The sequence below is a fragment of the Epilithonimonas caeni DSM 17710 genome, assembly GCF_000426465.1.
GTDB classification, from domain to species: domain Bacteria; phylum Bacteroidota; class Bacteroidia; order Flavobacteriales; family Weeksellaceae; genus Epilithonimonas; species Epilithonimonas caeni.
In genome coordinates, this window is sequence record NZ_AUFK01000009.1 from 123,024 (window position 1) to 138,511 (window position 15,488).

At 36.3% G+C, this 15,488-nt stretch carries 13 protein-coding genes; 10 read left to right on the top strand and 3 right to left on the bottom strand.

Going from position 1 to position 15,488, the window contains the following annotated elements; all coding sequences use genetic code 11:
• Positions 1-83 precede the first annotated feature (83 nt).
• Complete coding sequence (locus K319_RS0101805; RefSeq protein ID WP_027382053.1) at positions 84-1,358, bottom strand: T9SS type A sorting domain-containing protein; 1,275 nt, start codon at positions 1,356-1,358, stop codon at positions 84-86.
• Between the two features lie 193 nt (positions 1,359-1,551).
• Complete coding sequence (locus K319_RS0101810) at positions 1,552-2,343, bottom strand: T9SS type A sorting domain-containing protein (RefSeq protein ID WP_084403379.1); 792 nt, start codon at positions 2,341-2,343, stop codon at positions 1,552-1,554.
• A gap of 104 nt (positions 2,344-2,447) precedes the next feature.
• Here K319_RS0101810 and K319_RS0101820 point away from each other — a divergent pair, with 104 nt between their 5' ends.
• The 8 genes from K319_RS0101820 to K319_RS0101855 all read left to right on the top strand — a co-directional run bounded on the left by K319_RS0101820 (position 2,448) and on the right by K319_RS0101855 (position 11,490).
• A complete protein-coding gene (locus K319_RS0101820) occupies positions 2,448-4,571 on the top strand; it encodes a TonB-dependent receptor plug domain-containing protein (protein WP_027382056.1) in 2,124 nt (707 codons plus the stop codon).
• 9 nt (positions 4,572-4,580) lie between these two features.
• Complete coding sequence (locus K319_RS0101825; RefSeq protein ID WP_034671247.1) at positions 4,581-5,666, top strand: HmuY family protein; 1,086 nt, start codon at positions 4,581-4,583, stop codon at positions 5,664-5,666.
• A gap of 19 nt (positions 5,667-5,685) precedes the next feature.
• A complete protein-coding gene (locus K319_RS0101830) occupies positions 5,686-6,567 on the top strand; it encodes a heme/hemin ABC transporter substrate-binding protein (protein WP_027382058.1) in 882 nt (293 codons plus the stop codon).
• A gap of 93 nt (positions 6,568-6,660) precedes the next feature.
• Positions 6,661-7,701, top strand: a complete 1,041-nt coding sequence (locus K319_RS0101835) for a FecCD family ABC transporter permease (protein WP_027382059.1) — start codon at positions 6,661-6,663, stop codon at positions 7,699-7,701.
• Positions 7,698-8,474: a heme ABC transporter ATP-binding protein gene (locus K319_RS0101840; RefSeq protein WP_027382060.1), complete on the top strand. Its 777-nt coding sequence runs from the start codon at positions 7,698-7,700 to the stop codon at positions 8,472-8,474. The genes K319_RS0101835 and K319_RS0101840 overlap by 4 nt, the downstream gene beginning before the upstream one ends.
• A 126-nt stretch (positions 8,475-8,600) precedes the next feature.
• Positions 8,601-9,245 carry a class I SAM-dependent methyltransferase gene (locus K319_RS0101845; protein WP_027382061.1) on the top strand — a complete coding sequence of 215 codons (645 nt, stop codon included), beginning with the start codon at positions 8,601-8,603 and terminating at the stop codon, positions 9,243-9,245.
• A gap of 140 nt (positions 9,246-9,385) precedes the next feature.
• A complete protein-coding gene (locus tag K319_RS0101850) occupies positions 9,386-10,408 on the top strand; it encodes a hemin-degrading factor (RefSeq protein WP_027382062.1) in 1,023 nt (340 codons plus the stop codon).
• 209 nt (positions 10,409-10,617) lie between these two features.
• Entirely contained in the window at positions 10,618-11,490 is an 873-nt protein-coding gene (locus K319_RS0101855) for a ChaN family lipoprotein (protein ID WP_027382063.1), read from the top strand.
• A 54-nt stretch (positions 11,491-11,544) separates the two neighbouring features.
• Here the strand turns inward: K319_RS0101855 and K319_RS0101860 are convergent, their stop codons facing one another.
• Complete coding sequence (locus tag K319_RS0101860; protein WP_027382064.1) at positions 11,545-13,143, bottom strand: S8/S53 family peptidase; 1,599 nt, start codon at positions 13,141-13,143, stop codon at positions 11,545-11,547.
• A gap of 141 nt (positions 13,144-13,284) precedes the next feature.
• On the opposite strand from K319_RS0101860, the gene K319_RS0101865 reads away from it, so the two are divergent.
• A complete protein-coding gene (locus K319_RS0101865) occupies positions 13,285-14,424 on the top strand; it encodes a DegT/DnrJ/EryC1/StrS family aminotransferase (RefSeq protein WP_027382065.1) in 1,140 nt (379 codons plus the stop codon).
• A gap of 15 nt (positions 14,425-14,439) precedes the next feature.
• Positions 14,440-15,459 (top strand): UDP-glucose 4-epimerase GalE, encoded by a 1,020-nt coding sequence (gene galE, locus K319_RS0101870; RefSeq protein ID WP_027382066.1) that lies wholly within the window; start codon positions 14,440-14,442, stop codon positions 15,457-15,459.
• Positions 15,460-15,488: the final 29 nt, after the last annotated feature.

The following is a 15,488-nucleotide window of genomic DNA, read 5'->3' on the forward strand; positions in this document are numbered from 1 at the left end:
ACTCATTATTTTACCAAACCGCAAGAAACGAAAAAACCACCCAAAGGTGGTTCTTATAAAGAATAAAAATCTGAAAATATGGCTTATTTTACGATAAGCTTTTTGGTTTCCGTCTGTCCTCCGTAAGTGACCTTTACCAAATAAGTTCCCGTAGAAAGCTTATTAAGGTCAACTTCTTGCGTAGAGAAACCAGACTTGTTTATGATAGCCGTATCATATACTTTTTTTCCTGAGAAGTCAAAAACCTCGATATTTCCGTTTTTGGAAGCTGCTTCTTTTACATCAAATAGGATATTGATTTTTTTGTCTTCTTTGGTAGGGTTTGGATAGATCCCGAAAGTTCCTTTTTTACCGAAATCAGCCACAGCCAATTCGTTTGTCACATTTTTATATTTGAAGTACATGTTACCAGTTGTCGCACCTCCATTAGAAGTGAAGTACATTCTATAATAGTTGCTTCCTTCCTTGATGTAATAAACTACGTCGGTATATACTCCGCTTGTCGGTTTCCAAGAATGTCCGATCGTAGTAATGTTTTTTGAGAAAGCTGCTTCGGCGGGCGCATTATTAACAGAAGTTGCCTGGGTTTCTGGTCTCACGTAGGCCACACTGATGTTAGGAGATTGGATAACTCCTGATAATCTGTACATCAAGATGTTGTTGTAGAAAGTAAAATATCTTGTGAACATCAGGTCCCAGTTGGCTCTTGCAGGTTCCATATTTTCTACTTTGGCTCCGGTTGCAAAAGAGAAATAGTTGAAGAAAGCATCATCTGTTCCGTTAGCTATAGTTCTGGTTTCAGTTGCGTCCCAAGAAGTTCCGTTCCATTTGGAATATTTGAATGTATATCCCCCAAAATAATCTGTGATCATGAACTTGACATAAGAAGGTGTTGTTCCAAGATATTTCAATACAAAGATAACCTTACCTTCTATATGGTGATTTCCCACATTATATTCTCCCCATCCATATGTTGCAGAACCTTGTTCAAATGCACCTTCTTCGATTGAATTTGTCTGATCTGGATTGTATAGAGGGTCTCCCCATGAGCCGATATTTGCAATATCGATATTATCCCAATCGGCAGGATTGCTGGACGCCTGATAAGTTTCAATATTTTGTGCATCATTTATTCTGGAACCAAACCCAAAAGAGCTGTTTCTATAAAATGCTACATCCCAAGTGTTGGCCGGTTGGGAAACAATGTTATTGGCCGACAGGTCAAAGAATACCCTGTTTGAGTAATTAGGCCCTGTTGTAAGCTCTACCTGAGTATAACCAAATTCATCGGTTTGGGATAAAACAGTCTGGCTTACCAAAAGAGAAATAGCAGCTGCAAAGAATAGTTTTGTTTTCATGCTTATGAAGAATTAATTTGTTATTTAGAATGATTCTACAAAACTAATAATTAATTCTTATTTAGAATTATTAAAAATTAAAATATTTATTGAAATGATAAAAATCATATTTGTTTTTCTTCTTTCTACAAAGCATAAAAAAGCCTTTTAAGTTTTCTTAAAAGGCTAACATAATAGGAAAATATCCAATTTTTTATTTCTTGATGAACTTAGATCTTACAGTTTGTCCGTCTTTATTCTCGAGAACAATGAAGTAAACACCCGTTCTCAACCCATTGATGTCAAAACTGTTGTCATTGATTTTGCCCTCTTTCACCAATTGTCCAGATGCAGAATAGATCTTTGCATTTGAAAGAGAGATAGGAGATACAAATATTAATGTTGAGTTGTCCGTAGATACAGCAAATTTCACATTACTTGAATTGAAAGCACTTTCGTTAACTGCCAAATTCGTATCATATTTTACATTGTCAATTTGTAGGGCCGTATGCGCAGCAGTTGGCGTATGTCTGATAACCAGGTAAGTTCCGGTAGAAAGAGGGACATTCACCTTTACATTTTGAATAGTTGTGCTTGTAATTTGAATTGGGTCACCTACTGCAACGAAGGTTGTCATATCGGTAGGGCTGGATGCAACACCCACCTGAACTGTTGTAGTACCAGGTGAAGAAGCTACCAATCCTGTGTCAAAAGAGATGGCCTTGTCTCCGGCGGGAGCAACAATCTGAGGCGTTACAAGATATAATGGCTGATTTGAGCTACTTCCGGGATAAGCCTGAATAACTTTGTTGGTGGCATCTGCAGCAACAACAAGCATCATGGGTTGTGGTGGAAAAGGGCCCGTTGGCAAAATAGCCGACCATCCGTTCTGGGGGAATGTAGCGTTACCTGCTGTGAAATTATTGAAATCTTCATTGATAGAAGTTAATTGGGCTTGCGCAACTACGGCAAATAATGACGCGGCTAAAAGTAGTTTTGCTTTCATAGTCTTCTTCTGGATTAAGTTATTATTTAGAATTATTCCACAAAAGTACTAAATTGTTTTTAATGATTCTAAATAAAATCTTATCTTCGCAAAAATTTTTTTCAATGAAGAAGCGAACGATGAGCCTTCTGTCTGTAGCGATTTTGAATTTAGCATATGCGCAGAAAGACACTCTTAATCAAAAAAATATTGAAGAAGTCGTGATTACGGGGCAATATACGCCGCAATCTATTAATAAGTCTATATATAAGGTAGAAATTATAGATGCTCAACAAATCAAAAATATGGCTGCTACCAATGTTGCTGATGTTTTGAACCAAAATTTAAATATTCTAATTACCCCAAATTCCAGCTCGGGAGATTCTAATGCAAATATTATGGGATTGAGTGGGGAATACACCAAAATATTGATAGATAATATTCCTGTAGTAAGTGATCAGGGAATGGGTAATCTTGTAGACCTTACAAAGATCAATGTCAATAATATTGAACGTATAGAAATAGTAAAAGGATCTATGGGTGTGGAGTACGGTAACAATGCGATGGCCGGTGTTATCAATATTATCACTAAAAAGAACTATCAAAAGAAAGTTACCATAAATGCTTCTCTTCAGGAAGAGACTGTTGGGAAGGATTATGATTGGTACAAAAAAGGTAATGGAAGACACATCCAAAGTTTAAACTTGGCATATAGATTTTCTGACAACTGGTCTATAACCGCAGATATCAATCATAATGATTTTCAAGGTTATAAAGGTTCATTGAATGGATATAAATTTTTTTCGGAAACTGAAAATGGAAAGCGTGGTTATGAATGGCAACCAAAAGATCTACTGATCGCAAATGCTGCTTTAAGATATGCTAAAAATAATACGACAATTTTTTATAAGGTTAATTTCTTGAATGAAGAAATAAATTATTATAATCCTAATACTGATATATTGCCATTTTCAGGAGGTGAAAGAACATATACTGCCGATGATCGGGACTACTTCACCACACGCTGGATCCATCAATTGAATATTGTGACAAAATTAGGTTCAAGAATCAATTATGTCGGGGACTTTTCTTATCAAATACAAGAGAGAAAACAACAGGACAAATTGTATGATGTTCCAAACAGATATACTATTTCAAAAGATGCCGAGAAAACTTATTATAGATCGGAAGTCTTATATTCTAGAGGGATGTTTAGTAATTTTCTTGACAGCAAAAAAATAAATTTTCAAATAGGTTATGAGCTAGATAGAACCCAAGGTTTCGCAAATGCTGATACTGGAATGTATGATGGTAAAGATATCCGACGTACTATCTTCAATTATGCTAACTTTTTATCACTTGAATGGAATCCTTTAGAGTGGTTATCATTCCGCCCAGGAGCAAGACTTGCTCTTAGTGATAAATTCAGCAGACAATATAATTATTCATTGACTACAAGATTTATTACTTCTGAAAACTCCAATATCAGAACGATTATAGGGTCTGCAAATCGTTTCCCTACTTTTGATGAACTTTATACATATTTGGTTGATAATAATCATGATATTCGAGGAAATGAAAATCTAAAACCAGAAACAGGATATTCTGCTGGTGTATCTTGGGATTATACTACAAATATGTCAAATTCCTGGAAATTCAACATTGGAGTTAATGGTATGTATATGAACGTAAAGGATCGTATAGAAAGTGTCATAACAAGTGTTATTCCTCTAAAGTATACTTACTTGAATGTAGATAAATATCAATCGATAATTTTTGGGGCAAGTTTTAATGCAAGAACGGATAATTTTACCTTTAATACAGGAGTTTCTACTTTGGGTATCTCTCAAGTATTAAATACCGGACAGGTCTATTCTGATAATGACTTTAACTATTATGTGGAGGCAAACCTTTCTGCAAATTATACATTGCCAAGTACCAAAACTCTTTTTGCAGTATATTATAAATATACTGGGCCTGGCAAATTATATAAATTGGTAACCGAGAGTGCGTCTGACCCGGGACATTATGAATTGGGTGATATCGGGGATTATAGTATGTTGAATTTTACTGTAAGTCAACCATTCTTCAATAATCATTTTGAACTTGCCTTAGGGGTAAAAAACATTTTGGATGTTACCAGTATAAGAAATACAACACAAAGTGGGGATGGGCACAATTCGGGTGCTAATCTACAGAATTTATTTTATGGTAGAAGTTATTTTGCCAGAGTTAATTATAATTTTTAAAAGTTGATTATGAAAAAATTATTATTGATATTATTATGCACTTCATTTATTTTTCAATCTTGTCTTAGGGATAATGAGGACCCGGTTGCAGTTTCTCCAATAGAAGGTAAGATAGATAGTGCACAGGTAGGAGGGGCTACACAACCTAATCAGATTTGGTACGATCTCAGTACAGGAGAAAAAAGTTCTAATAGACGAACAGATTGGGATTTGGCTTTTTACTCGGGGGATGACTTCAAGGTCATGATTAATTCTTCAATAATGATGGCGGCGGGAAAAATCCCGAATGTCACAGATATTAACAAAGTAAAGGAGTCTGATGTTGCTGCTTTGAAAACCAAGGTACAGGTTGCTAATTTTGACCCTGCAAATGTTTCTTATATTGATGATGTAGAAGGTAACTTTCCAGCGGGTTATACAGCCATTGAAGAAATAAAAGCTGTTGATTCCGAGAATGCGATATATCTTGTGAATATGGGAAAAGATATTTATGATGGAGCCGTTCCTCTTGGATCTGTTGCAACTGGAGGAGCCGAGAGAGGTTGGATGAAAATTCAAATTACAAGAGCCGGGACTTCAGCATACAAGATCAAATTTGCCGGCATCGAGGAGACCGATCATAAAGAATATATTATAAATAAGGATGTAAAACATAATTACAGTTTCTTTAGCCTAAAAAATAATAAAGAGGTTTTTATTCAGCCGGAAAAACAGAATTGGGATCTAGGTTTTACAGTTTTTACAAATGTAATAGAGGGTGCTGGGACCTATATATATGCTGATTTTGTCCTTACGAATATAATGGGTGGTGCTGGGTCTTATGAAGTTAGGGTAACTGCTCCTGCGACAGTTACAGAAGCCTATAATAATTTTAAAGCTTCTGATGTCGACCTTGCAAAAATGAGTTTTATTGACCAAAGGTCTATAGGTGCAAATTGGAGAAATCCTGTAGGGACCAACGGTTTGGAAGTCTACACCGATAGATTCTACATCATTAAAGACCCCGATGGCTTTTATTTCAAACTCAAATTCCTTAGAATGACCAATCAAAAAGGAGAAAGAGGACATCCTTTATTCGAATACCAGCCACTTTAATCAAACCAAAAATAAACATATGAAAAATATCAAAATAGCTGTTTTATCAGTACTTCTTTTAGCCGGTTTTTCTTGCAAAAAAGAAGATTCCAAAGTTGCAAAACCGGAAGAAACAAAAACTGAAGTTCCTGTTTCTAATCAAAGAATAGTAAGTATCAGTGGCGGTGTTACAGAGATTGTAGCAGCACTTGGCCACGAAAAAGAAATCGTTGGGATAGATGTTACAAGCACTTATCCGGAGAGTTTAAAATCTACTGCTGAGGAATTAGGGCACGTTCGTTCCATGACAATTGAACCAATAATGAAACTTGATCCAACTTTGATTTTAGCTTCTGATAAAGATATCAATCCTGATCTGTTAGAAAAAATCAAAGCATCTGGAATCAAGACCGAATTATTCCAACAGGAGTTTTCCATCGATGGAACCAAAAAATTGATTGACCAGGTTGCAAAAGCTTTAGGGAACACAAATCAGCAAATATTACTGGATAAAATTGATGCTGATGTAAAACAAATCCAGCCAATTGCTAAAAAACCAAAAGTTCTCTTCATCTATGCAAGGGGAAATATGATGATGGTTGGAGGCAAAAATACACCAATGGCAAGTATCATCGAGATTGCTGGCGGAGAAAATGCTGCTAACGATTTCGAAGATTTCAAACCATTGACACCAGAGGCGGTTGTGCAGTCAAATCCCGATGTACTATTGTTCTTCTCTAGCGGTTTGCAAAGTTCCGGTGGAATAGAGAGCGCTCTTAAAATGCCAGGCGTTCCTCAAACCAATGCTGGTAAAAACAAAAAGGTGATTGCTCTTGACGGAGGATTGCTATCATCTTTCGGACCGAGAGTAGGTGAAGCGGCATTGAGCTTAAACAAATTATTAATCGAATCTTCGAAGTAACTTTTCTTCCATTTTTGGAAACCAAAGAAAAGTTCAATAAATAACAGAATTAAGTCTTGATTCATTCATCTTGATTCTCTAAGTCTTATTAATTTGAAACCAAAAAGTCTTACATTTTACGCCATCGTCGGTATTGTTTTATTAATACTGATGATGGTTTTAGCTTTAAATATCGGGGTTTATGACTTCGGTGGAACCTCATCGTATGAAGTGTTGTGGAAGTTTTTAACCGGTGATTCTTCTTTGTCATTAAGCGAAAAATATGTGATTTGGGAAGTTCGAACATCTCGGATTATAATGGCGGTTTTGATAGGAAGCATGTTAGCGGTTTCCGGAACAACTTTACAAGGGATGTTCAAAAACCCTCTAGCAACAGGTGAATCGATTGGTTTAACATCGGGAGCAACTTTGTTGGCGGCGATAGCAATCGTTCTCGGACATACTTTTGAACAATATCTTCCGGAAATCATCAGAAATTCCTTAGTCGGCGTTTCTGCATTTGTGGGAGCATTTTTAGCGATGGTCATTGTTTACAGGATTTCCACAAGCGCAGGAAAAACAAATGTCGTCATGATGCTACTTTCGGGAGTTGCTATCACATCGATTGGTTTTTCAATTACAGGATTTTTGATCTACATTTCAAAAGACGAGCAACTTAGAGACTTGACATTCTGGAATCTCGGAAGTTTAGCAGGGGCAACTTGGACAAGAAATATCATTTTATCGATTGTCTTATTGTTTTCATATATCATCCTTTTACCGAAAGGAAAAGCACTGAATGCAATGTTACTAGGTGAAAAAGATGCACAGCATTTGGGAATCAATGTTGAGACTTTGAAAAAACAAATTGTATTGATAACCTCATTGATGATAGGAACCTGCGTTGCATTTTCCGGTACAATTGGTTTTGTGGGTCTTATTGTCCCTTATATTCTGAGATTGTTATTCCGTTCAGATTATCATTTCATTTTACCGTTATCAGCGATTTGCGGAAGTATTTTGCTATTGCTTGCGGATACAATCAGCCGAACGATCGTTGCACCTTCTGAATTACCAATAGGAATCTTAACATCGTTGATTGGAGGTCCAATTTTCATTGCGATTTTGATCAAATACAAAAATACTTTGAGATGATAAAGGGACACCAAATCAATTACCAGAGTCAGAATGTCAGCATCTTGAAAGGTGTTGATATCAATGTTGGTTACGGAGAATTTCTGGCGATTGTCGGTCCAAATGGAGCAGGGAAATCAAGCTTGTTAAATGTCCTTGCCAACGAAATTAAAACCGACAAAAAACAAGAAATCTATTTCAAAGACAAAATAATCTATAACTGGAAACTGGATGAATTATCAAAACATAAAGCCAAATTTTCCCAGCACAACGCTCAGGATATTCCCCTTTTGGTAAAAGATGTGGTGATGATGGGACGTTATCCTTATTTCGGTTCTCAGCCGGCTTTGGAAGATATAAAATCGACGGAAATTGCTATGGTGGAAACAGAGATTATTCATTTTCGGGACAGAGATTATAACTCGCTTTCCGGAGGTGAAAAACAGAGGGTTCATCTGGCGAGAGTTCTGGCTCAGTTGGATAACGAGATTGCGCACAGACTTTTGTTTTTGGACGAGCCGCTCAATAATCTGGATATCAAACACCAGCACAATACATTAGAATTAATTAAAAAATTTACTCAAAATAATAACACCGCAGTCGTTGTTTTGCACGATTTGAATTTGGCAGCAAGTTTCGCAGACAAAATTCTGTTGATGGAAAAAGGCGAAGTTTTAGCTTACGGCTTTCCAGAAGAAGTTTTTACGGCGGAGAAAATAAGTCAAGCTTACAATTTTCCGTGTACCATTTGCAAACATCCGGTCAACGACAGTACAATGATTTTATTTGGTTAAAAAACTAAAAACGGATTAATTATGGCAGCTTAATCCGCCCTCCGTTCCCGCTATCCGCCTCTGGCGGATGAGCTCCACTCAGGTCGGGCTGCGTAAGATTCTCTGTTATGATAAAAACTAAAGAAAATGACAGAACAAGAACTCAAAATATTAGGACAACAATTATCGAATCCGGAAGGAGAAACAGGAAAAGAGGTCGCGAAAATGATGAACGAGACCAATATTTCCATGACCAAAGAGAGTATCAAAGCTTTGCATTTGACTGACAACAACAGCGTTTTGGAACTCGGTCATGGCAACGCAGGACATTTGTCTTATCTTTTGGATTTTGCAGACAAAATTCAATATATAGGTTTGGAAATTTCTGAAACAATGAAATCCGAAGCCGAAAGTATCAATTCAAAATATCTTTCTCAAGCCGATTTTCAGCTATATGACGGAAACAAAATTCCTTTTGAAAACGAAAGCTTCGATAAGATAATGACTGTAAACACCATTTATTTCTGGGAAAATCCGGTGGAATTCTTTAATGAGATTTACAGAGTTCTAAGGAAAGACGGAAGTTTTGTCCTCACATTTGCGAAGAAAGAATTTATGAAAAATCTTCCCTTTACAGCAGATTTCAAACTTTACAATTACGAAGATGTGGAAGAATTAGTAGCGCAGACCAATTTCAAAAGGATGATTCGTTCAGATAAAGAAGAATGGATAACCAGCAAGACCGGAACATTCGTAAAAAGAGAATACAAGGTTTTAACAATCAAGAAGTAAAAAATAGTAGCTTATATTTTCAACTTTTCTAAGCGACAGCGCCTTTGTGAACCTTAAAAACAGCTAGTATTATAAAAAAACTTTGTGCACTTTGTGTTAAAAAATTCATTTTAAAATAAACAATCAAAAAACAAATCAATATGAGTACATTAATAAATGATTTAAAGTCAAAATGGGAAGCTCTGAAAGCAGAAAATCCACATCTTAGAATAAGAAACGCTGCAGAACAATTAGGCGTGAGCGAAGCCGAGCTTTTAGCAACAAATATCGGAAATGGTGTAACGGTTCTTAAACCGGAATTCGCACCGCTTTTACAGGAAGTTGTAAAGCTTGACAAAGTAATGGCTTTGACAAGAAACGACGAATGTGTTCACGAAAGAAAAGGTGTTTATTTGAATCCTGATTTCAGTAATCCTCACGGACAGGTTTTCGTAGGAGAAGACATCGATTTGAGAATCTTTATCAACTCTTGGAAATTCGGTTTTTCTGTAATTGAAGGCGATAGAAAAAGTTTTCAGTTTTTCGGAAAAGACGGATTGGCACTTCATAAAATCTATTTGACCAACAAAAGTAATGAAGCAGAATTCGATGCTTTAACACAAAAATATAAAGCTGACGAGCAGTCTGCAGAAATCATAACAGAACCAATTGCTCCAAAACCCGCAGAAAAAGCAGATTCTGAGATTGATGTAGCTGGTTTTCAACAGGCTTGGAAAGATTTACAGGACACACACGATTTCTTTATGATGACCAAGAAATTCGGGGTTAGCAGAACTCAGGCTTTGAGATTGGCTCCGGAAGGCTTTGCTCAGAAGATCGATAATTCCAAGGTTGTGAATGTATTGGAAGATGCTTCCGAAAAACAGATTCCGATTATGGTTTTCGTGGGAAACAGAGGTATTATTCAGATTCACACAGGCGAAGTTAAAAAGACACTTTGGCATCAGCAATGGTTTAATGTCATGGACCCTGATTTTAACTTGCACCTTGATACAACCAAAATTGGTGAAACCTGGATTACGAAGAAACCAACAGAAGATGGCGAAGTAACTTCGGTGGAAGTGTTCAATAAAGAAGGTGAATTTATCGTTCAGTTCTTTGGAAAAAGAAAGCCTGGTAATCCGGAACTTCAGGAATGGAAAGACCTGGTTGCCGGTCTGTAGTTTAACACAAAGACACAAATTTAATTAAATACTAAATGTTTTTAAGGCACTAAGTGTTCGTTTCTGAATTGAAAATCTTTGATTTTATAGTGCCTTTAAAACATTATTTTAAATTCTTTTTGTGCCTTTGTGTTTGAAATAATATATTATTAATAAAGTGGTTTTACTGTTTTAATTTACTTTAGAACGACTTCTTTATTTTATTGTTAATGAAAAAGTTATTGCTATTTATCATTATAATAAGTTTAAGTAATATAAATGCACAAAATTTTGATGCTTTTAAATTCTATAATAAAAAGTCGAAAGAAATTTCTTCCAAAAAATTAATCAAAGAACTAGCGGATTATGATGTTGTTTTCATTGGAGAACATCATGATAACTCTATCAATCATTGGTTGGAAAAAAGAATTACAGAAGCACTCTTCAAAAAGAAAAACGGACAGATAATTTTAGGAGCAGAAATGTTTGAAAGAGATAATCAACAAGCTTTGAATTCTTATCTCGCAGGAAAAATCGATGCTAAAAATCTGAAAGATTCTATAAGACTTTGGAAAAATTACGAGACCGATTACCGACCTTTGGTCGATTTTGCAAAAGACAAAAAACTCAGTTTCATTGCAACCAATGTCCCAAGAAGATACGCTTCTCAAACTTCCAAAAACGGCCTCAATAGCCTAAATGAATTACCGGAAGCAGAAAAGAAATTCTTTGCCAAATCACCAATAGAAGTGACTCTTGAAACGCCAGGTTATAAAGAAATGAAATCTCTAATGGGCGATCACGTTGACGAAATGAAATTAATGAATTTTGTCTCAGCTCAAGCCATAAAAGACGCAACAATGGCAGAATCGATTTTTCAAAATTTGCAGTCTGGAAAGACTTTTATCCATTACAACGGCGATTATCACAGCAAACAATACGGCGGAATCTACTGGTACCTGAAAAAGAAAAATCCAAATCTTAAAATCGCAGTAATCTCTGTTTTTGAATCTGAAACACTGGATTTGTCTTTAGCAGAAAAGGATTTTATACCAACAGAATTCAATCTTGTAATTCCGAGTGATATGACAAAAACTTATTAAAATTTATTTTTTTTATAAATAAAAAACGCTAAGATTATTCTTAGCGTTTCTATTTTATTCTTTAATGAACTTTTCTATGGATTCTCCGGAATTTGTCTTGATCTTTATGAGATAATTTCCTTTTAAGAGTTGAGAAATATTGACTTTGTTTGAGGCTTCTGTTTTTATCAATCTACCTAAATAATCATAAACTTCAACCGAATTGATCTTTTTATCAGAGGTAATATTGATAACATCTTTTGCTGGATTTGGGTAGATTTTTGTTTGAATTTTATTTACATCGTCAACTCCAAGATAGGATTGATACGTTTTATAAAAATTCAGAATTCCGTAGCCCATTTGTGAAGTTGGATTTGGATAGAGGGATGCATTTTGCCTAAGCTTTGACTTTACTTCTTCTAAAGGTGTTCCTGCTGGCAGAGCCTGTAAAAGACAAGCAACACCACCGGCTGCCACAGGATTGGAAAGAGAAGTGCCACTAGCTTGGGTAACTTGACTTCCATAAACCGTATAAGTGTCGGTTCCTCTAGCACTTCCGTCCGGTTTTATCACACCTGCGGAATTTGGCCCAAAAGAAGAAAAGCTCGAAACGTTTCCTTGGCTTGTAACAGCACCAATGGTGAAGACCTTTTCATTATCTCCGGGTGTCCCTAAGTAGTGCCATGCACTATTCCCACTGTTACCTGCGGACACAGTTAAAAAGATTCCTTTTTCAGCAGCGATTTGTGCACCTCTTGCGATGAAAGATGTTTTTCCATTCATATCAGCATAAGTGTAATCATATCTGCTGTCGTCAAAATCTGTATATCCTAATGAAGTAGAAATAATGTCTACGCCTTTTCTGTCAGCTTCTTCTGCCGCTTCTATCCAGTAAAGTTCCTCCTCCGGAACCTCATTAGCTCCATCTTCCGAAGCGTAAAGATAAAAATCTGCATCGGGAGCTGTCCCTACAAACTGATTATCTAAATAACCACCAATTGCTCCCATGCAAATAGATCCATGTGTGTTAAGAGATGTATTGTAGATATCTGTATTTTTACTGATGAAGTTGTAACCGCCTTTGATCTGCCCATTATCACGAAGTCTTTTGTACGCATTTCCCGTATCTACTGTCGGAAAACCAGTGTCGATAACTGCGATGGTCATTCCAGCTCCTGTAAAACCGGCAACATGGAGTGCACGAACATTGATCTGGTTGATCTGGTTCAGTCCACCTCCATAATTGAAAGTTGTCAATGCATCACGGTTACTGAACTCTTTAAATTTTTCAATCTTTTCCTTTCTGATTCCGCCATTGGGATTTTTCACAAAACTCTCTACGTGGTCCACATAACTTTGCTGAGACAAGGTCTGTATCTGGGAAGATGTAGCATTTACTGCGACACCGTTCAGCCATTTGGAATAATCTGTGACTGTGAAGCCAAGATTTTTTATATTTTGAACATAAGTTGGCTCTATCGGCGCATCCTGATCTGTCAATGCAATCCCAAGTTTTGCCCTTCTGTCGAGAGATTTCTGTGTCAGTTCAGTTAAAGGGCTGGAATAAAAAGCCGCTTTATTGGGTTTATCCTTGAAGAAAACAAAAACTAATTCGGTTTGAGCCGTTGCAATTAAAGAAAAGCTAACTGATAAAATTGTAAAGATTTTTCTCACGTTTCAGGGATTTTGATTTTTTAAACTGATAAATAAATGTAAATTTACAAAATAATGTTTTTGCATTTGAAATGGCTTCAAAAAATATTTGGAGCTATGTCCATAACGATTTCAAATGCCTTTAATAATAAATATTTGAGTATGAAAAAGATCCAAATGGTTGATTTGCAAAGCCAGTATTATAAAATTAAAAGTGAAGTTGACAATGCAGTTTTGAATGTGATGGATTCTGCGGCTTTTATAAATGGTCCGGAAGTGAAATCCTTTCAAGCCGACCTTGAAAATTATTTGGATGTAAAACATGTGATCCCTTGCGCCAACGGAACAGATGCACTTCAAATTGCATTAATGGCTTTGGATTTACAAGAGGGAGATGAAGTAATTACTGCAGATTTTACTTTTGCTGCTACGGTTGAAGTGATTCATTTATTGAAATTGAAAGCCGTTTTAGTAGATGTTGATTATGATACTTTTACTATTGACACAGAAGCAATCAAAAAGGCAATTACACCAAAAACCAAAGCTATTATCCCTGTTCACCTTTTCGGGCAATGCGGAAATATGGAAGAAATCCTGAAAATTGCCAAAGAACATGATCTTTATGTCGTTGAAGATAATGCGCAAGCCATTGGTGCTGATTTTATTTTCTCAAACGGAACATCAAAGAAATCAGGAACAATGGGAACCATTGGAACTACTTCTTTCTTTCCATCAAAAAATCTTGGTTGCTATGGTGATGGTGGTGCGATTTTTACAAATGACGACGAATTGGCACACAGATTAAGAGGAATCGTAAACCATGGGATGTACGAGCGTTATTACCACGACGAAGTTGGTGTCAACTCCAGATTGGACAGCATTCAGGCTGCGATCTTGAGAAAAAAGTTACCAAATCTTGATTCTTATAACGAGGCCAGAAGGAAAGCAGCGGATTATTATGATGAAGCTTTTGCAGGGCACGAAAATATTTTAACTCCGAAAAGAGCAGAAAACTCCACGCACGTTTTTCATCAATATACGTTGAGAATTACGAACGGAAAACGTAATGAATTGCAAAAATTCCTGACAGAAAAAGAAATCCCTGCGATGATCTATTATCCGGTGGCGCTTAGAAAACAAAAAGCTTATTACCAGGAAAGTAATCCTTCTGATTTTGTAAATACGGATAAATTACTTGATCAAGTAATTTCTTTACCAATGCACACAGAATTGGATGAAGAACAATTAAAATATATTACAGATTCTGTTTTGGAATTCTTTGAGAAAACTAATAATTCATAACCCATAATTAATTAAATGTCCATACTCGTAACAGGCGGTCTCGGTTATATCGGTTCACACACGGTTGTAGAATTGATCAATCATAATTTTGATGTCATCATTGTGGATGATTTATCAAATTCGGAAAAATTTATCCTTGATAATATTGAGGAGATCACAGGCAAACGTCCGATTTTTTATCCTTTCGACCTTAGAAGAAAAGAATTATTAACGCAAGTTTTCGATGCACATGATATCGAAGGTTGTATCAATTTTGCAGCCTCTAAAGCAGTAGGAGAGAGTATGACGGAGCCTTTGAAATATTATGAGAACAATTTGTTTTCCTTGATCAATGTTCTTCAGGAATTCAAAGAAAGAAATATTTCCAATTTCATTTTCAGTTCATCTTGTACGGTTTATGGGCAAGCTGATCAAATGCCAATAGACGAAAACACACCTTTAAAAGAAGCCGAATCTTCCTACGGAAAAACCAAACAAATGGGCGAGGATATTCTGAAAGATTTCTCGAGAGCTTATCAAAAAAGAGTATCTTTATTAAGATACTTCAACCCAATAGGTGCGCATCCAACAGCTTTACTAGGAGAATTGCCGGCAGGGATTCCTAATAATCTGGTTCCTTACGTTACACAAACAGCAGCGGGTATCAGAGAAAAATTGAGCATTTGGGGGAATGATTATCCAACGGCGGACGGGACAGCGATCCGTGATTATATCTACGTTGTGGACTTGGCGAAAGCACATGTTGCGGCTCTGCAAAAATTGATTCACTCAGAGGAAGAAACAGTTCTTGATATTTACAATTTAGGAACAGGAAAGGGTTCTTCGGTTCTGGAGGTTGTAAAAGCTTTTGAGTTGGCCAATGATGTGCCGGTTCCTTACCAGATCTGCCCGAGAAGAGAAGGCGATATCACAATTGCTTATGCTAATGCAGACAAAGCCGAAAAAGAACTCAATTGGAAGTCTGAAACCTCTTTGGAAGAAGCGCTCAAAACCACTTGGGAATGGCAGAAATATTTGAAGGACAGAAATAATTAATTATCCCTGACTGAATCTGATGTTAAAGT